General features: G+C 64.1%; 15 protein-coding genes. 13 read left to right on the top strand and 2 right to left on the bottom strand.

Annotation, left to right across the window (positions count from 1 at the left end):
• Positions 1–40: 40 nt before the first annotated feature.
• From tolB to AFIC_RS14035, 13 genes are all read left to right on the top strand, one after another.
• Entirely contained in the window at positions 41–1,360 is a 1,320-nt protein-coding gene (tolB, locus tag AFIC_RS14095) for a Tol-Pal system beta propeller repeat protein TolB (protein WP_275248743.1), read from the top strand.
• Between the two features lie 234 nt (positions 1,361–1,594).
• Positions 1,595–2,086, top strand: a complete 492-nt coding sequence (gene pal, locus AFIC_RS14090; protein WP_275246850.1) for a peptidoglycan-associated lipoprotein Pal — start codon at positions 1,595–1,597, stop codon at positions 2,084–2,086.
• Positions 2,087–2,257: 171 nt separating this feature from the next.
• Complete coding sequence (gene ybgF / locus AFIC_RS14085) at positions 2,258–3,298, top strand: tol-pal system protein YbgF (protein WP_275246849.1); 1,041 nt, start codon at positions 2,258–2,260, stop codon at positions 3,296–3,298.
• Positions 3,273–4,316: a tRNA lysidine(34) synthetase TilS gene (gene tilS, locus AFIC_RS14080; RefSeq protein WP_275246848.1), complete on the top strand. Its 1,044-nt coding sequence runs from the start codon at positions 3,273–3,275 to the stop codon at positions 4,314–4,316. The genes ybgF and tilS overlap by 26 nt, the downstream gene beginning before the upstream one ends.
• A gap of 197 nt (positions 4,317–4,513) precedes the next feature.
• Positions 4,514–6,430 (top strand): ATP-dependent zinc metalloprotease FtsH, encoded by a 1,917-nt coding sequence (ftsH, locus tag AFIC_RS14075; protein ID WP_275246847.1) that lies wholly within the window; start codon positions 4,514–4,516, stop codon positions 6,428–6,430.
• 174 nt (positions 6,431–6,604) lie between these two features.
• Positions 6,605–7,279 (top strand): TetR/AcrR family transcriptional regulator, encoded by a 675-nt coding sequence (locus AFIC_RS14070; protein WP_275246846.1) that lies wholly within the window; start codon positions 6,605–6,607, stop codon positions 7,277–7,279.
• A 224-nt stretch (positions 7,280–7,503) separates the two neighbouring features.
• Positions 7,504–8,997 carry an FAD-linked oxidase C-terminal domain-containing protein gene (locus tag AFIC_RS14065; RefSeq protein WP_275246845.1) on the top strand — a complete coding sequence of 498 codons (1,494 nt, stop codon included), beginning with the start codon at positions 7,504–7,506 and terminating at the stop codon, positions 8,995–8,997.
• Between the two features lie 12 nt (positions 8,998–9,009).
• Entirely contained in the window at positions 9,010–10,254 is a 1,245-nt protein-coding gene (locus tag AFIC_RS14060; RefSeq protein WP_420833336.1) for an FAD-binding protein, read from the top strand.
• Positions 10,251–11,597, top strand: a complete 1,347-nt coding sequence (gene glcF, locus AFIC_RS14055) for a glycolate oxidase subunit GlcF (RefSeq protein WP_275246844.1) — start codon at positions 10,251–10,253, stop codon at positions 11,595–11,597. The genes AFIC_RS14060 and glcF overlap by 4 nt, the downstream gene beginning before the upstream one ends.
• 91 nt (positions 11,598–11,688) lie before the next feature.
• Positions 11,689–12,105, top strand: coding sequence for a hypothetical protein (locus tag AFIC_RS14050; protein ID WP_275246843.1), 417 nt, complete (start codon positions 11,689–11,691; stop codon positions 12,103–12,105).
• Between the two features lie 300 nt (positions 12,106–12,405).
• Positions 12,406–13,389 (top strand): TorF family putative porin, encoded by a 984-nt coding sequence (locus AFIC_RS14045; RefSeq protein WP_275246842.1) that lies wholly within the window; start codon positions 12,406–12,408, stop codon positions 13,387–13,389.
• Between the two features lie 504 nt (positions 13,390–13,893).
• Complete coding sequence (locus AFIC_RS14040) at positions 13,894–15,555, top strand: L-lactate permease (RefSeq protein WP_275246841.1); 1,662 nt, start codon at positions 13,894–13,896, stop codon at positions 15,553–15,555.
• 160 nt (positions 15,556–15,715) lie between these two features.
• Complete coding sequence (locus tag AFIC_RS14035; protein ID WP_275246840.1) at positions 15,716–16,114, top strand: META domain-containing protein; 399 nt, start codon at positions 15,716–15,718, stop codon at positions 16,112–16,114.
• Positions 16,115–16,135: 21 nt separating this feature from the next.
• On the opposite strand, the gene AFIC_RS14030 is transcribed toward AFIC_RS14035, so the two are convergent.
• Together AFIC_RS14030 and AFIC_RS14025 are read right to left on the bottom strand one after the other, a co-directional pair.
• Positions 16,136–17,671, bottom strand: coding sequence for a phytoene desaturase family protein (locus AFIC_RS14030; protein WP_275246839.1), 1,536 nt, complete (start codon positions 17,669–17,671; stop codon positions 16,136–16,138).
• Between the two features lie 37 nt (positions 17,672–17,708).
• Complete coding sequence (locus AFIC_RS14025) at positions 17,709–18,920, bottom strand: hypothetical protein (RefSeq protein ID WP_275246838.1); 1,212 nt, start codon at positions 18,918–18,920, stop codon at positions 17,709–17,711.
• Between the last annotated feature and the right edge of the window lie 73 nt (positions 18,921–18,993).

Below are 18,993 nucleotides of genomic sequence, written 5' to 3'. Positions count from 1 at the left end.
GCAGGAACATGATCCGATGAGCAAGGACGACAGAACGCCCATGACATTCAAGATGACGCGCCGGCAACTGGTCGGTGCAACGGCGGCGGGCCTTGCGGCCGCGCCGCTCTCCAGGGCGTTCGCGCAGGTCCGTGTTCAGGTCGATCAGGGCAATTTCCAGCCGATCCCGATCGCGATTCCGAATTTCGTCGCGGGCGGTCAGGGCGATGGCGAGGTCAGCGCCGGCATCGCGTCGGTCATCACCAACAACCTCAAGCGCAGCGGCCTGTTCGCTCCGATCGATCAGGCGGCCTATATCGAGCGCATCTCCAACATCGACGTGCCGCCGCAGTTTCCGAGTTGGCGGCAGATCAACGCGCAGGCGCTGGTCACCGGTCGCGCCACGCGGCAGGGCGATGGACGCCTCAAGGCGGAATTCCGGCTGTGGGACGTGCCGGCCGCGCAGCAGCTCACCGGCCAGCAATATTTCACCTCGCCGGAATCCTGGCGGCGCGTGGCCCACATCATCTCCGACCAGATTTACGAGCGTCTCACCGGCGAGAAGGGCTATTTCGACAGCCGCGTGGTGTTCGTCGATGAATCGGGTCCGGCGACGCGGCGCGTCAAGCGCCTCGCCATCATGGATCAGGACGGCGCCAATGTCCGCTATCTCACGCGCGGCGCCGACCTCGTGCTGACGCCGAGGTTCTCGCCATCGACGCAGGAAATCACCTACATGGAATTCGGCGGCGGCGATCCGCGCGTCTATCTGTTCAACGTCGAGACCGGCCAGCGCGAGATCGTCGGCAACTTCCCCGGCATGTCGTTTGCTCCAAGGTTTTCGCCGGACGGCCAGCGCATCATCATGAGCTTGCAGCAGGGCGGCAATTCCAACCTGTACGTGATGGACCTGCGTTCGAAATCGACCACGCGCCTGACCGATACCCCCGCGATCGACACCTCGCCGTCCTACGCGCCGGATGCGTCGCGCATCTGCTTCGAGAGCGATCGCGGCGGCAAGCCGCAGATTTATGTGATGGCGGCGGGCGGCGGCGCGGCGCAGCGCATCTCGTTCGGCGATGGCAGCTACTCCACGCCGGTGTGGTCGCCGCGCGGCGACTACATCGCCTTCACCAAGCAGGGCGGCGGCCAGTTCGCCATCGGCATCATGAAGCCGGACGGTTCGGGCGAACGCATCCTCACTTCGGGCTTCCATAATGAAGGTCCGACCTTCGCGCCGAACGGCCGCGTGGTGATGTTCTTCCGCGATCTCGGCGCGGGCCCCCATCTGTTCACCGTGGACATTTCGGGCCGCAACGAGCTTCAGGTTCCGACGCCGGGCTTCGCGTCCGATCCGGCCTGGTCGCCGCTGCTGTCCTGATCCGGACACGGCGGCGCGTCCTTCAGGTCACGCCTCCGCATATTCGTGGTGGAACTGCGGAGGTCCCGAACTGGCGCCACATTTACACCCTATTAACCATCGCCATTGCTTTAAGCGATTCAGTGGCATTTGAGGGGCTTCGGCAACGGCTCATCAAGGTTGACGGAACGTTCGCTTAACCAAGCGGGCGTAGACCGAAATCTGTTCAAAAAACCCGAGCGTGGAGGCTCCGGAATGTTCTCCCAAATGCGTATCCTCCAAGGATTCAAATTCGCGGCCGTACTGGCCGTGGCCCTGTCGATGGGCGCCTGCGCCAACAAGAACGGCGATCTGAACGGCGGCATGGCCGGCGCGGCGACGCCGGGCAGCCAGCAGGATTTCGTGGTCAATGTCGGCGACCGCGTGTTCTTCGACAGCGACCAGACCGAACTGTCGCAGCAGGCGATCAATACCCTCGAAAAGCAGGCCCAGTGGTTGCAGCAATATCCGCGCTACACCTTCACCATCGAAGGCCATGCGGACGAGCGCGGCACGCGTGAATACAACATCGCGCTCGGCGCGAAGCGCGCCCAGTCGGTGCGCAACTTCCTGGTGTCGCGCGGCATCAGCGCCGGCCGCATGCGCACGATCTCCTACGGCAAGGAGCGCCCGGTGGCGGTGTGTAACGACATCTCCTGCTGGTCGCAGAACCGCCGCGCCGTGACGGTGCTCAACGCCAGTTCGTAAGTTTCCGGGGGCTCACCGGGGATGAAAGCGGCGCCTTCGGGCGCCGTTTTTTGTTGGCGGCGGGCCGGCTGAGCCTGTCGGCAGTCACATTTTTGGCGTAGTAGAATTCTCATTCTGCGCGGCCCGATTTCAGGGCGGGAATGAAAAACCAGATCGCCAAGACGAATGCTCATGTCATCGAAGCCGAAGATTATTGCCGCCGCAGGATTGGCCTGCGCGTTCGTTGTTCTGTCGCCCCTTGCGATGCCGATGCAGGCGCACGCGCAACAATATGATAGCGGCGATCCCGATCCTCAGGCGGAGGTGGACCGGCTGTCCGACCAGTTGCGCAAGCTGACCGGTCAGAACGAGGAATTGCAGCACCGCAATCAGGTTCTTGAAGAGCAGCTTCGCCAGTTGCAGGGCGGGGCAGCGCCCGGCGCGGCTGGCGCTTCTCCCGCGCGGGGGCCTGCGAATGCGGGGCCTGCGCCGTATCAGAATCAGAACCAGCAATATCAAAATCAGCCGTATCAGAACCCGCAGTATCAGCAGTCGCAGCAGCCGGCCTATCAGGGTCAGCAGGGCGCGCCGATCACGACGCCGTATAATGATGGGCAGGCGCCGTCGCCCGGCCGTCGCGGCGATGCATTCGATCCGAGCCAGAACCCGAGCGCCCCCGGCGCGCCACGGGCGCTTGGCAGCATGCGGGGGCAATCCAATTATGCGGAGCCGGGGTCTGCGCAGCCGGGCGCGCCGATGAACATCGAGAACAACAACTACGGCAACAACAGCGGCGTTGCACCGCCGCCGTCCAACCCGGGCGGCGGGCTGACCACGGCGCCGCCGACGAGGTCGCCCAAGGACGAGTTCGATCTCGGTCTCGGCTACATGCAGCACAAGGATTACGGGCTCGCCGAGGAGACCATGCGCAACTTCACGGTGAAGTATCCGGGCGACCGCCTCGTCGGCGATGCGCAGTACTGGCTCGGCGAGAGCCTTTACCAGCGCAAGAAGTATCGCGAGGCGGCGGAAGCGTTTCTGGCGGTGACCTCGAAATACGACAAGTCCGCCAAGGCGCCGGATGCGATGCTGCGATTGGGTGAATCGCTTGCCGCGCTGAAGGAAAAGGATGCCGCCTGTGCAGCGTTCGGTGAAGTCGCGCGGAAATATCCGCGTGCCTCGAGCGGCGTGAAGCAAGGTGTCGCGCGTGGACAAAAACGCTCCGGTTGCTGAGCCTGTTTCGGCGCGGGAGGCCCGGCATCTGTTCGCCGGATGGAAACGGATTCCGGCGCTCGTCCTGGCCGTCTCGGGCGGCCCGGATAGCGTGGCCCTGTTGTGGCTCGCCGCGCGCTGGCGCAAATCGCTCAAGAACGGTCCCGATCTTCTTGCGGTGACGGTCGATCACGGATTGCGGGCGGCCGCCGCGCACGAGGCCCGCAATGTGAAGCGGCTGGCGTCCGCGCTCGGCATCACCCATCGCACCCTGTCCTGGCACGGCCCGAAACCGAAGACCGGCGTGCCGCGTGCCGCGCGTGCCGCACGCTACGAACTGCTCGCCCGCGCGGCGCGGTCAGCGTCGGCAGTGGCGATCGTCACCGCCCACACCCAGGACGATCAGGCGGAAACCGTTCTGATGCGGCTGTCGCGCGGCAGCGGCATCACCGGCCTGGCCGGCATGGCGATGCAGACGGAACGGCACGGCGTCGCGCTGTTGCGTCCGTTCCTCGAGATTCCGAAGGCGCGGCTGGTGGCGACACTCGATCGTGCCAAAGTCGGTTATGCCGACGATCCCACCAACCGCGATCCAGCCTACACGCGTCCGCGACTGCGGGCGCTGATGCCAGTGCTGGCGGCGGAGGGAGCCGATGCCAAAACATTCGCTCGTCTTGCGATGCGATTGTCGCGCGCCGATGCCGCGCTGGAACGCATGACGGACGGTGCGGAGCGTTATCTCCGCCTGCGCGGCGGCGGAGAGGAGGGGTTCGACATTTCGCTTTTCTCCACGCTGGCCGAGGAAATTCAGGTGCGGCTGCTGCGCCGCGCACTGGCGGACGGCATGACTGCCCACCCGCCGGAGCTGGGGCAGATCGAGACGCTGCTGCGGGCCATGGCACAGGCGCGCGGCGAGGGCCGGCGGTTCAAGCAAAGTCTCGCGGGGATGACGGTGAGCGTCGAGAAGGGGCGGCTGGTGGTTCGTCCCGCTCCGCCTCGCCGCGGCGCCCCGGTCCCGGCCCGGAGCAGACGCTCTTAACCATGCGACAGTCCGGCCATGAGCCGAGTGGCCAAAACCTCCGTAAAAGCCGCAAATTGCGCTAAATAGTCTTGCCCAGTTCCCTTGGCATTGTGGACAGCGACACATAGATTGGGACAGCCTGGTCAATACCGGCAATCGGACGACATGGATCCAAGGGGTAGGCCCCTGCGTTGCGGGGGTGTGAAGGATAACGAATGAACGCGAATCTGCGCAATTTTGGCCTCTGGGTCATCATCGTCCTCCTGCTGCTGGCGCTGTTCACGCTGTTCCAGAACCCGGCGCAGCGCACCGCATCGCAGGACATCTCCTTTTCGCAGTTGCTGAACGAGGTCGATCAGAACCGCGTGCGCGACGTGGTGATCCAGGGCCCCGAAATCCGCGGCACCCTGACCAACGGCTCGACCTTCCAGTCTTACGCGCCGGCCGATCCGACGCTGATCAAGCGCCTGTACGACGCCAAGGTCTCGATCACGGCGAAGCCGCCGGGCGACAACGTGCCGTGGTTCGTCTCGCTGCTGGTGTCGTGGCTGCCGTTCATCGCGCTGATCGGCGTGTGGATTTTCCTGTCGCGCCAGATGCAGGGCGGTGCGGGCAAGGCGATGGGATTCGGTAAGTCGCGCGCCAAGATGCTGACCGAGGCCCATGGCCGCGTGACGTTCGAGGACGTCGCGGGTGTCGATGAAGCCAAGCAGGATTTGCAGGAGATCGTCGAGTTCCTGCGTGACCCCGGCAAGTTCCAGCGCCTCGGCGGACGGATTCCGCGCGGCGTGCTGTTGGTCGGCCCGCCCGGCACCGGCAAGACCCTGATCGCGCGTGCGGTCGCGGGCGAAGCCAACGTGCCGTTCTTCACCATTTCGGGTTCGGACTTCGTCGAAATGTTCGTCGGCGTCGGCGCCTCGCGCGTCCGCGACATGTTCGAGCAGGCGAAGAAAAATGCGCCGTGCATCATCTTCATCGACGAAATCGATGCGGTCGGCCGTCATCGCGGCGCCGGTCTTGGCGGCGGCAATGACGAGCGCGAGCAGACGCTGAACCAGTTGCTGGTCGAGATGGACGGCTTCGAGGCGAACGAGGGCGTGATCCTGATCGCCGCGACCAACCGCCCCGACGTGCTCGACCCCGCGCTGCTGCGTCCGGGCCGCTTCGACCGTCAGGTCGTGGTGCCGAACCCCGATGTCGTCGGCCGCGAGCAGATCCTCAAGGTCCACGTCCGCAAGGTACCGCTGGCGCCGGACATCAACCTCAAGACCATCGCGCGCGGCACCCCGGGCTTCTCCGGTGCCGACCTGATGAACCTCGTCAACGAGGCGGCGCTCACCGCCGCGCGCCGCAACAAGCGCATGGTGACGCAGGCCGAGTTCGAGGAAGCCAAGGACAAGGTGATGATGGGCGCCGAGCGCAAATCGCTCGTCATGTCCGAGGAAGAGAAGATGCTGACGGCCTATCACGAGGGCGGCCACGCCATCGTCGGCCTCAACGTGCCCGCGACCGATCCGATCCACAAGGCGACCATCATTCCGCGCGGCCGTGCCCTCGGCATGGTCATGCAGTTGCCCGAGCGCGACAAGATGTCGATGTCGCTGGAACAGATGACCTCGCGTCTCGCTATCATGATGGGAGGCCGCGTCGCCGAGGAGATGATCTTCGGCCGCAACAAGGTGACCTCCGGTGCATCGTCGGACATTGATCAGGCGACGCGCCTCGCCCGCATGATGGTGACGCGCTGGGGCCTGTCGGACGAACTCGGCACCGTGGCCTATGGCGAGAACAATGACGAAGTGTTCCTCGGCATGCAGGTCAATCGCCAGCAGAACGTCTCGGAAGCCACCGCGCAGAAGATCGACTCGGAAGTGAAGCGCCTCGTCGAGGAAGGCTACAACGAGGCGACGCGGATTCTGACCGAGAAGCGCGACGATCTCGAAACGCTGGCCAAGGGCTTGCTGGAATTCGAAACGCTGTCGGGCGACGAGATCACCGATCTTTTGAACGGCAAGAAGCCGAACCGCGAATCGGTGCTCGAACCGGCGACGCCCCGCACCTCGGCGGTGCCGCCGACCGGCAAGCCGCGTCCGCGCCCCGATGCCGGCATGGAGCCGCAGCCGCAGGCGTAAGCGGTCCAACATTCCGATACGAAAATGCCCGCGCAGCCCGCGGGCATTTTTTATGGGTGCGATGGCGCGCCTCCAATGACCGGCTCTGTCGCGATCGCGCCTTCCAATTTTTTTGAACGGGTGCTTGCCATTACTTTTGAATTGGTGTTCACTCCTTAAAGGAGTGAGATTTCATTGGTTTATCGCCGGACACATCAGGTTGTGAAGCGCCTGGAAGCGCGCCGCGCCGCGATTCTCGCGGCGGCCCGCGAAACAGCCTCGGAAGGGGGCATGGCGGCGGTCCAGATCGCTCCCGTCGCCGCGCGCGCCAATGTCGCGGCGGGCACTGTCTATCGCTACTTTCCCTCCAAGGCTGAGCTGATTTCGGAATTGATCGCGGATGTCTCCGAAAGGGAGCTGATCGCGATCCGCCGTGCCGCCGATGCCGCGCCGGGCCCGTCCTCGGCGCTCGCCGCCGCCATTACCACCATCGCGGTTCATGTCGTGTCTCATCGCAAGCTCGCCTGGGGCATTCTGGCGGAGCCGGTGGACGTCGATGTCAGCGCTTCGCGGCTGACCAGCCGCCGCGCCATCGCCGCCGAACTGGAGCAACGCCTCGAAGCCGCGATCAAGGCCGGTCATCTGCCCGCGCAGGACACGGCGCTGACCGCGACCGCGCTGATCGGCGCGCTGCACGAAGCGTTGGTGGGGCCGCTGGCGACGGACGCGATGGGCGACGCCACCAAATTGCGTGAGGCGGTGCAGAATATCTCGCTGTTCGCGTTGCGCGCGGCCGGTGTCCTCGATGCCCGCGCGCGCGGGCTGGTCGTTCAGGCCGTGCTGCCGATCCGGATGTCCGTCGTCGGCTGATATCGCGCGCCGGGCGGCTCATGATTTTCCGCATCATGAAATGACGGCGGATTCCGCCGTTCAGCACGTCAGGCGGCCCGATGGCTTGTTGGCGCGGCGCAATGATCCGCGATGCGTGGTGTGCAATGCATGCCGTCAAGTGATAAGCGAGATCGCCTACCAAAGAGAGCGATAGCGTGCTTTTGTCGGGGCGGACGTGAGCGCAGACATGCGCGGAGAGATTGATGACTATCAAGATGCCTTTGCCCGATCAGGGCATTCTCGCCCGCCGCGACGAGATCATTGCTGCCTTGCGCGCGATCGTGCCCGGCGAGGGCGTGATCGAGACCGAGCGGGAAATGAAGCCCTACGAATCCGACGCCCTGACGGCCTATCGCCAGCCGCCGATGGTCGTGGTGCTGCCCGATACCACCGAGCAGGTCTCGCAGGTTCTGAAATACTGCCACGACAACGGCATCAAGGTGGTGCCGCGCGGCAACGGCACCTCGCTGTCCGGCGGCTCATTTCCGCTCGCCGACGGCGTGCTGCTCGGCCTGTCCAAGTTCAAGCGCGTGCGCGAGATCGATTTCGACAACCGTGTCGCGGTGGTCGAGCCGGGCATGACCAATCTCGCGGTCAGCCAGGCGGTGGCGCATGAGGGATTCTATTACGCGCCCGATCCGTCGTCGCAGATCGCCTGCTCGATCGGCGGCAACATCGCGGAGAATTCCGGCGGCGTTCACAGCCTGAAATACGGCCTCACCACCAACAACGTGCTGGGCTGCGAATTCGTGCTCATCACCGGCGAGATCCTGCGGATCGGCGGCCGCGCCCCGGAGAACGACGGCTACGACCTGATGGGCGTCATCACCGGCTCGGAGGGGCTGCTCGGCGTCGTCACCGAGATCACGGTGCGCATCCTGAAGAAGCCGGAAACAGCGCGCGCGCTGATGGTAGGCTTCTCGGAGGTCGAGGCGGCGGGCGAATGTGTCGCGCGGGTGATCGGCGCGGGCATCATTCCCGGCGGCATGGAGATGATGGACAGGGACGCCATCGCCGCCGCTGAGGCGTTCGTTAATGCAGGCTATCCGCTCGACGTCGAGGCGCTGCTCATCATCGAGTTGGACGGGCCGAGCATCGAGGTCGATGAACTGATCCGCCGCGTCGAGAAGATCGCGCTCGATTGCCGCTCCACGACCTGCCAGATTTCCAACTCCGAACAGGAGCGGTTGCTGTTCTGGGCGGGCCGCAAGGCGGCGTTCCCGGCGGTCGGGCGGCTGTCGCCGGACTATCTGTGCATGGACGGCACCATCCCGCGCGGCAAGCTGCCGGAGGCGCTGGCGGGCATTCGCGAGCTTGGGAAGAAATACGGGCTGCGCTGCGCCAACGTGTTCCATGCGGGCGACGGCAATCTGCATCCGCTGATCCTGTACGATGCCAACATCGCAGACGAGATGCAGCGCGCCGAGGATTTCGGCGCGGACATCCTACGGCTGTGCGTCAAGCTCGGCGGCGTGCTGAGCGGCGAGCACGGCATCGGCGTCGAGAAGCGCGACCTGATGCCGGAAATGCTGAGCGACATCGATCTCGCCCATCACCAGCGCATCAAATGCGCGTTCGATTCAGGCGGTCTGCTCAATCCGGGCAAGATGTTCCCGGTGCTGCACCGCTGCGCGGAGCTTGGCCGGATGCATGTGCATGGCGGCAAGCTGCCGTTTCCCGACATCCCGCGATTCTGAGGAAGGTTTGACGTGGTGGAGACGCTGAAGGTTGGCGACGCCAAGGACGTCGAGACGGCGGTACGCGAGGCGATCGCGACGGAACAGCCGCTGGAGATCGTGGGGCACGGCAGCAAGCGCGATATCGGCCAGCCGGTGGCGGCCGGCGCGGTGCTCGATCTGTCGGCGCTCAATGCCGTCACCGCCTACGAGCCGCACGAGTTGATCGTCACCGTGCAGGCGGGAGCCCCGGTCGCCGATGTGATCGCGATGATGGACGCCAAGAACCAGGAATTCGCGTTCGAGCCGATGGACACCTCGGTGCTGCTCGGCACGGGTACGGGACAGGGCACGATCGGCGGCATGATCGCCTCGGGCCTGTCGGGGCCGCGCCGCATCCGTTCGGGCGGCGTGCGCGACCATCTTCTTGGCGGCCACGCCGTCTCCGGCTTCGGCGACGGCTTCGTCGCGGGCAGCCGCGTGGTCAAGAACGTCACCGGCTACGATATCTCCAAGCTGCTGGCGGGATCGTGGGGCACGCTCGCGGTGCTGACGGAAGCCACGATCAAGCTGGTGCCGAAAGCCGAGGCGCAGACCACGCTGGTGCTGCGAGGGCTCGACGAAGCCACCGCCAACAAGGCGATGACGAAGGCACTTGGTTCTTCTTTCGACGTTTCCGGCGCGGCGCACATTCCGGCGTCGGACCGGCAGGATCCCGGCGATGCGCTGGCAAAGGCGGGCCTGCCGCAAACGGCCCTGACGCTGGTCCGGGTTGAAGGCATCGACGTTTCGGTGGCGGAACGGGGGCGGTCGCTCGCGGCGCTGTTGTCCTCGTTTGGCGCGGTGGAAACGATCACGGACGACGATTCGGCCGCGATCTGGGCACAGGTGCGTGACGTGACGCCGTTCGCGGCATCCTCAAAGCTCGGCGGCCATGTCGTCTGGCGCATCGTCTGCCCGCCGACGGCGGGTGCGGCGCTCGGCACGGCGCTCGGGCGCGAGACCGGCGGCGAAGTCATCTACGACTGGGGCGGGGGATTGGTCTGGGCGGCGTTGCCGCCCGCCGCCGATGCCCATGCGGCCCGGGTGCGGGCGCACGCGGAAGCCGCCGGAGGCCACGCCATGCTGCTGCGCGCACCGAAGGATGTGCGCGCCGCCGTCGATGTGTTCCATCCGCAGGCGCCGGGAGTCGCGGCGCTGGGCCGCCGCCTCAAGCACAGTTTCGATCCCCGTCATATCCTCAATCGCGGCCGCATGCGCCGGGACGACAATCCATGAAGACCGATTTTACCCCCGCCCAGCTTGCCGATCCGGACATCGCGGAAGCCAATACGATCCTGCGCAAATGCGTGCATTGCGGCTTCTGCACCGCGACCTGCCCGACCTACGTCCTGCTCGGCGACGAACTCGATAGCCCGCGCGGGCGCATCTACCTCATCAAGGAGATGCTGGAAAAGGACCAGAAGCCGACGGCCGAGGTGGTCAAGCATGTCGATCGCTGCCTGTCCTGTCTTGCCTGCATGACGACGTGCCCATCGGGCGTGAACTACATGCATCTCATCGATCAGGCCCGCGTCCGGGTGGAGGAGAGCTATTCCCGCCCGCTTGGCGATCGCCTGATCCGGGCGCTGCTCGCCTATGTGTTGCCGCGTCCGGGTGTATTCCGCATGGGCATGATGGCCGCGCGGCTGGCGAAGCCGTTCGCCGGCCTGCTGCCGGGATCGGCGAAGCCGAGCCATCCGCCGACATTGTTCGACCGGCTGCGGGCGATGCTGGCGCTGGCGCCGGGCGCGCTGCCGGCACCGGGACCCGCGGGGGGCACTGTCTTCCCCGCGCAGGGAACGCGCCGAGGCCGGATCGCGTTGTTGCAGGGCTGCGCCCAGCAGGTGCTCGGCCCGAACATCAATCAGGCGGCGATTCGCCTGCTGACCCGGATCGGCGTCGAGGTGGTGATGGTCGCGGACGAGCAATGCTGCGGCTCGCTGACGCATCACATGGGCCGCGACGATGACGCGCTGCACCGGGCGAAGGCCAATATCGATGTCTGGGTCCGCGAGGCCGATGCCAACGGGCTCGATGCGATTCTGGTGACGACCTCGGGATGCGGCACCACGATCAAGGATTACGGTTATCTCCTGCGCGAGGACAAAGCCTATGCCGCCAAGGCGGCGCGGATATCGAAGCTGGCGAAAGACATCACCGAATATGTCTCCACGCTGAATGTGCAATGGCCACGGCCACAAAATGAAATCGTCGTCGCCTATCACTCCGCATGTTCGCTCCAGCACGGACAGAAAATCACGGAGGCTCCGAAAGAATTGCTTTCCAAGAGCGGATTCGTGGTGAAAGATGTGCCTGAAGGTCATCTGTGTTGCGGATCGGCTGGGACGTACAACATTCTCCAGCCCGAGATTGCAAGGAGATTGCGCGAGCGTAAGGTCGCCAATATCGCATCCGTCAGGCCGGACATCGTCTCGGCAGGCAATATTGGATGCATGGTGCAGATCGGCAGCGAACTCAAGAATGCCGAAGGCGCGCCAATCCCGGTGGTTCACACCATCGAATTGCTCGACTGGATCACCGGCGGCCCGTCCCCGCACAATACCTTGCCCGGAGCCTGATGCCCGGATGCCGTGAAGGCAGGAAGGCACCCGCGTCGGGAATGCCTCAAAGCCCGCTGTTCATTCGGCTGGCGACAACAGGAGGACGGATATGGCTAAGGATAAAAAGAAGAAGAACAAGAACAAGAAGCAAAAGAAATTGAACATGGCCAAGGCGGCCAGGAAATCGAAGAAGTCGGCGAAAAAGTCGTCGGCGAAGAAGGCCGCCAAGCGCTCGGTGAAGAAGTCGGCGAAAAAGGCTGCGAAGAAGTCCGCCAAGAAGACGGCCAAGAAAGCGACGAAGCGCCCGGCGAAGAAATCGGCCAAGAAGGCTGTGAAGAAAACCGCCAAAAAGGCAGCTCCGAAGAAGGCGGCAAAGAAGCGTGCCCCGCGCAAGGCGGCTGCTCCGGCCCCCGCCCCGGCAGTGGCCCCCTCCTACGACGAGCCGATGGCGAACGTGTCGGAAGCGTCCCAATTGTCGCACGCGAGCTGGTTCACCAGCGAGGACAAGGACGACCATCAGTCCTGACGGAAAGACCGGTCTTCCGTCCAAAGGCCGTGCCGCGAGGCGCGGCCTTTTCGTCTGGAGGGATGCGGCAAATATATCGTATCGCCGGAAATTGCCGGATCGATGCGTTGTCAAAATGCAACATTGCGACAAACAGCGCGCGCAGATGCCGCAAATGCCTAAGGAGGCAGCAACTGCCCGGCATTGTTGCTTTCCCATTTTCATGCGGCTCCGCACATTTGTCCCCACGAAAGACGTTCGTGAATCAACGCTTGCCATTCCGGTTACCGGCCATGGCGGGCTCTAACGGTGGGGGTAATTATGAAATCGGTTCTTCCAGCCGCGGCGGCGGTTGCAGTCAGTCTTCTCGGGGCGCAGGCGGCGGTCGCGGCCGATCTACCGGTCAAGGCCTACAAGGCTCCGGTCGTCGCGGCGTTCGACCCGTGGGACATCGCTTTCGGCGCTGGCGTCATGAGCGACTATGTGTTCCGCGGCATCACGCAGTCCAACCACAAGCCGTCGGTCACCGCCTATTTCGAGCCGCGCTATAACGTCACCAAGGACCTTCAGTTCTATGTCGGTTCCTCGTTCGAAAGCATTTCGTTTCCGAACCGCGCCGCGGCTGAAGTCGATATCTACGGCGGCGTCCGGCCGACCTTCGGCGCTCTCGCGCTCGACTTCGGTGTCTGGGGCTACCTCTATCCGGGCGGCACCTGCGTCGGCAACGGCACCGCCGGTTCGTTCGGCGTGGCCGGCTCCTGCGGCTTCGATAACCAGATCATTCTGGCCAACGGCAACTACCTGAAGAAGGACGTTTCCTTCTACGAGGTCTACGGCAAGGCGACCTACACCTTCAACGACACCTTCGCGATGGGCGGCAACGTGTTCTACACGCCGAGCTTCCTGAACTCGGGCGCGGACGGCACCTACGCCTCGGTCACCGCCAAGGTCACCGCGCCGAGTTCGTTCCTGCCGAACGGCATCGGTTCCTACGTCTCCGGCGAATTCGGTCGCCAGTGGCTGGGTAAATCCGACTCGTTCTACGGCAACATCGACTACAAGGACTACAACACCTGGAACGTCGGCATCGGCTTCACCTACAAGGTGTTCACGCTCGATCTGCGTTATTCCGACACCAACCTCAGCAAGGGCGATTGCAACGCCTTCACCAGCGACTACACCGCCAGCCAGACCGGCTTCATCACGCCGATCAATGCGGCTCCCGGCTTTGGCTCGAAATGGTGCGGTGCGAGCTTCATCGCCAAGCTCTCGGCGGACCTGACGCTGATGAGCAACATCAAGTAGCTCTCCCAAGAGCGACTACAGGGGGGCGGCGGAGCAATCCGCCGCCTTTTTTTATTCGTGGTGTCAGTCCGCAGGCGGAGTCGGATTGCTCGGCGAGCGCGTGATTCGCCACGATGCCGATCTCGATGGCGGCGGCAGCCGCGGGCATGATGCGCCAGATCGTAGCGGGCGTCGATACGATACGTTGCGGGATCGTCTCCTGAAAGGTGGCCGGGTGACGCCACGAGAGAGTGACGCGGACCGGAGACAGACCTCCGCGCAAAATAAATCACTGAATAAGACTAAAGTTAGGGCCGGGTTGGGTTGCGTTGTCTTGTGTGAAATCCCTTACCGCTTCTAGCATGCGACATAACGGCAGGGCCGGGGAGCATTTCACGAGTCGGCGAGAGATTCCGCTTACTTCTAGCGCCGGCTGCCCAAATTTCTCCCTCAAGATGCCTCGCCTCAGGCTCCGGGCAGTTCGCTTCTCCCGGAGCGACACAACGCGTGGGGGAGATAAAACACATGTGGAATCAAGTTTATAATCCATTCGACAGCCAGGTCCTGTCGACCTTGGCGGCGGCCATCCCCGTCGTCACGCTGCTGGTCCTGATCGCATCCAACAAGGTCAAGGTGCACATCGCGGCGATCACTGCCTTGATCGTCGCCAACCTTGTGGCGATCTTTTTCTTCACCATGCCGGCCGGCATGTCGATCCGGGCCTCGCTGCTTGGCGTCGTCACTGGCTTTTTCCCGATCGGCTGGATCGTGCTGAACGTCATCTTCCTCTACCGTTTGACGGTGGAGAAAGGCGTATTCGAAACGCTACAGAACACCATCGGCGGCGTGACCCGCGACCGGCGCTTGCAGATCCTGCTGATCGCCTTCTCGTTCGGCGCCTTCTTCGAGGGTGCTTCGGGCTTTGGTACCCCGGTCGCGGTGACCGGCGCGATCCTGATCGGGCTCGGCTTCTCGCCGCTCGCCGCCTCGGGCCTGTCGCTGATCGCCAACACCGCTCCGGTTGCCTACGGCGCGCTCGGCACGCCGATCGCCGGTCTGTCCAGCGTCACCGGGCTTGATCCGTTCATGCTCGGCGCGATGGTCGGCCGTCAGTTGCCGGTCTTCTCGCTGATCGTGCCGTTCTGGGTTGTCTGGGCGTTCGCCGGATTCAAGGGCATGAAGGAAGTCTGGCCGGCCATTCTGGTGACCGGCATTTCATTCGCCGTTCCGCAGTTCCTGATCTCCAACTTCATCAACCCCTGGATCGTCGATATCGGCGCCTCGCTGATCTCGATGGGCGCGCTCATCTTGTTCCTGAAGGTCTGGCAGCCGAAGAACATCTGGACGTCGGCCACGCTGGGTGCGCATGACGAATCGTCCGACACCATGGCGCCGGTGAAGCAGAACACGGTGAAGCCGACCCGCGCCGAAGTGTGGCGGTCGCTGATGCCGTGGATCATCGTCTGTATCGTGCTGCTGATCTGGGGCACCGACCACTTCAAGAACGCCGTCAATTCCTGGGCGACGTGGAAGTATGCGGTTCCTGATCTCGACAAGATGATCATGAAGGTCGCGCCGATTGTGGCGAAGCCCACGCCGGAAGGTGCCGTGTTCGCCTTCACGTGGCTGTCCTACACCGGCTCCGGCATGTTGATCGCCGCCGTCATCTCGGGCTTCCTACTTGGGTATTCCCCGCTCGGGCTGATCCGGGTCTATGGCAAGACCATCAAGCTGTGCGCCTATTCGCTGATCACCATCTCGGCGATGCTGGCGATCGGCACGTTGACCCGTCTGTCCGGCATCGATGCCACGCTTGGCCTCGCCTTTGCCGCGACCGGCGTGCTGTATCCGTTCTTCGGCACCTTGCTCGGCTGGTTGGGCGTGGCGTTGACGGGCTCGGACACCGCATCGAACGTGCTGTTCGGCAACTTGCAGAAGATCACCTCCGAACAGCTCGGCCTGTCGCCGATCCTGATGAGTGCGGCGAACTCCTCGGGTGGCGTCATGGGCAAGATGATCGATGCCCAGTCGATCGTGGTGGCCTCCACCGCGACCAACTGGTACGGCCACGAAGGTTCGATCCTGCGCTTCGTGTTCAAGCATTCGATCGCGCTGGCCTGCCTTGTCGGCTTGTTCGTGATGTTGCAGGCTTACGTCCATCCGTTCTCTGCGATGGTCATCAAGTAAGCGCTGCATTCCAAACCAGAAAATCCCCGCGGTTCGCCGCGGGGATTTTTTATGGACGGTATGGTGTGCTGGTGCGGGGTTTCGCCCCCTCGCCATTGTCACAATTCACGGCTAGAACCCTTGCACTAGACCCCCCCGCACATCCTCAATGGAAATTGGAATGCCGGACTACAAACCCATGATGCTGGCCGTGTTTGCGGCATTGATGCTGACGGCGTTGCCCGCGCGGGCGGAGGAGTTTCCGTTCGGCCTCGAGATGACGCTTGATGCGCCGAAGATGGCGAGCGCGCGCCGCCTGCCGACGCTCGAGATCGGCGAGAACGGCGAAGCCAAACTCGATCTGTGGTGCAAGTCCGGCCGCGGCCAGTTCTCGGTGGCCGGCGATACCGTGATTTTCATGCCGGGCACGATTGCCGACAATGGCTGTACGCCGGCGCTGGCGCAGGCCGATGACGTTTTGATCGCCAATCTCGGAACTGCGGCGAACTGGAAGCGTCAGGGAGACGCCATCTCTTTCATCGGTCCGGCGACGCTGCGCTTCCGCGTCAATTCGAACTGACCCGAACTTCGGCAAACCCGCTTACGTGTCCCGCAGGATCATGTCGGCGCATTCGCCCGCGGCCTGGATGACGCCGCTGTAGCCGCCAAATCCGGCATAGGCGGAGGCAAGATAAAGTCCCTGAAGAGGCGTGGCCGGGCTGCGTCTGGGTCCGCTGAACAGCGAGCGGGGCGGTGTCGGCGCGAAACCATACACCGCGCCGCCCGGCGAGCCGAGATATTGCCGCACCGAGTACGCCGTGTTGAAGGACGACGCCACGATGGATTGGGCCAGTCCCGGAAAATGCCGGTCGAGATAGGCGACGATCGCGCTCTGCCAGCGCGCGCGCTTGGCGCGGTAGCTACCCTGATCGAGACCTTCCCAGTTCGACAGCGTGTCCGGTGCGATGATCGACAGCACGTAAGGCGGCGCGGGAATGCCTCCATCGATCGCGGCATAATCGACCATCGCGAGCGGCGGCATCTTCTCGCCGGGCTCGTCCCGCATCAGCGTCGCGGCCTGCGCATAGTCGGCCAGCGTTGTCATCCAGTCCGGCAGCAATTGCGTGGAGTAGGCGGTGAATCCGAATGCGCCGGGCGGCTTTGAAAGGCCGAGCGTCAGCGCGAACAGCGAGATCGAGGAAGGCCGCGATTCATAAGGCGCGAGGAAAGGCCTGGCCTGCTTCGGCGGCAGCAGCGCGGCCACCGAGGCGGGCGCGCCATTGCAGACGACGCGCGTGCTCTCGACAGTTTTCGGGTCGCTGCCGTCCTTGGCGGTGTGATGGACGCGGAACGTGCCGCTGTCCTTTTCGATGGCGGTGACGACGCGGCGCAGGATGGTATCGCCGCCGGCTTTTTTGATCTCGCGGGCCAGCGCACTGGAGAGCCGCTGCGATCCGCCATGGACATAACGCCCGCCGCTGAGCAACAGGCCGCCTTGCGCCATGGCGAAATAGACCCACCACAGCGTCGCGGGGTCGTCGTGATAATAGCAAAGGTTCGCCGCGAGGGCGCATTTCAGCGCCTCGTTATCGCCAAAGGCTTGCTGGAGTTTTTTCGCAAGCGGCAGCTTCCAGTCGCGGATCGCGGGCGCAATCGACATCAGCGCGCTGTAGATATCGTCGGACCGGCGGGTTGCGGCATCGCCCTGCGTCAGCGTTCCGGCGGCGGAGGCGATCTGCTTCATCTCGCAGAGCAGCCGCGCGATGGCTTCGCGCGCTTCGGGAAAGCGGGCGCTCAAGGCCTCGCGCGCGCCGTCGAAATCGTCCGGCACCAGAAGCGGAGACGATAACGGGCCGCCGCGCACCTCATAGAGCGCGCCGCCGGGCGACCATTTCAATGTCTCGAGAATGCCTGCGCGCGCCAGCGGACCATGCTTGGGATCGCGCGGGTCGTGCGGATCGCCGGTTTCGTGCAGCGAGCCCTCGACGAACAGATCGCCGACCTTGTAGCTCGAAGCCGCGCCGCCGACGGAATTGCTTTTCTCGATCACGAGCACCTTGCGGCCAGCGCGAGCGAGCAGCGCGCCGCTGGTCAGGCCGCCGAGACCGGCGCCGACGATGATGATGTCGTATGACATCAGTCCTGAGCCGGGTTGCTGCGGGAAATGACGGGCATCATTTCCACGCCGCTTGCTCGGCATCCCAGCGTTGTCCCTTGAGGTCGGCGGCGATGCCCTGCACAAGGCCGTCGTCGTCAGTGTAGGTGTTCTCGGTTTCGTCGCCAGCCGCGGAATCCGCGAAGTTCAAATGCGGGCCACTGGTTTCATCGCGCGTCGTCGTCGTGGGCACGCCGAGCCAGATCACCAGCCGGTCGGTATTGCCCGGCTTTTCGGGGCCGACCAGCGCCGACACTTCCAGCGTGTCGGTGAGGTTGAGCGAGGGCACGAGGGTGTTGGGACGCTTCATCGTGATCGTCAGTTCGCCCGTGGTGTCACTCCATTTGGTGCTGGCGGCCTGCGCCTTGAGGATTTTCGAGGCGCTGGCCGCGAGCGCGGAAGCCAGGTGATCGCGGTCGATCTTGCCGTCCTTGCGCCAGTCGGCCGCCGGAACGCGAACGGCGCGCTCGGTATCGTAACTGCCGGTGGTCCAGCCCGCGGCGACCACACCCGGCGCGGTTTTCAGGCGCGCGAGGAGAGCGCCCGCGCGCTGCGGATCGACGTCGAAGCGCACGAGCTGCGTGCCGCTGCGCAGCGCGGCGCAGTCGGTGGCGAGGCTGTCGAGCGACAACTCGACATCGTCGTTGCGCAGGCTTTTCAGAAGATCGGCGAAATTCTCGCGCTTCACCCTGAGGGCAAGCGACTGCGGCGACAGTTCGGTGAAGTCCGCCGGGTTCGCGGTGATGCTGTCGTCCGTGTTCTGGGCGGCCTCGAACTCCCGCTGATCGGAATCGGTATTGTCGGTCGAGGTGACCTCGGACGTCTTGTCGCCGATCGTGATCTTGCCCTGGAAGGTGATGGCCCTGTTCTCGGGCTTGCGCGTCAGGCTGACGGTGACAGGCAGTTTTTCCTCGGTGGTCTGGCCGGTGCCGCTCAGCTTCTGGCCATCGGCTTTCAACTCAACGGCAAAGCGATCCTTGTGCTCGGAGCCCATCGAGGCCGAATAGCAGACATCGAGCACGGTTGAGGTAATCTTGCCGCCGTCGTGGATCTCCCGGATGAAGGCATCGACGGGCAAATCGCCGAGAATGTCGCCAAGCCCGGTGAAGTAGCGCACCTCGCCGCCAACAGGTGGGCTTTTCGCGGGTGTCCTGGCGGTCTGCGCCATCGCGAACGGGGTCGCGGCAATGCCGAGGATGAGGGCCGAGCAGGCAAGGATCGGAAATCGCATCAGGGGCATCCTGCGTGAAGCGGGGAACGTCCATCGGGACAAGCGGGGCGACCATAGACGCTTATCTGTATGA

Source organism: [Pseudomonas] carboxydohydrogena (genome assembly GCF_029030725.1).
In the GTDB taxonomy this organism is placed as follows: domain Bacteria; phylum Pseudomonadota; class Alphaproteobacteria; order Rhizobiales; family Xanthobacteraceae; genus Afipia; species Afipia carboxydohydrogena.
Note: the sequence above shows the minus strand (reverse complement) of the source record. Positions and strands in the feature narration are given on the sequence as shown.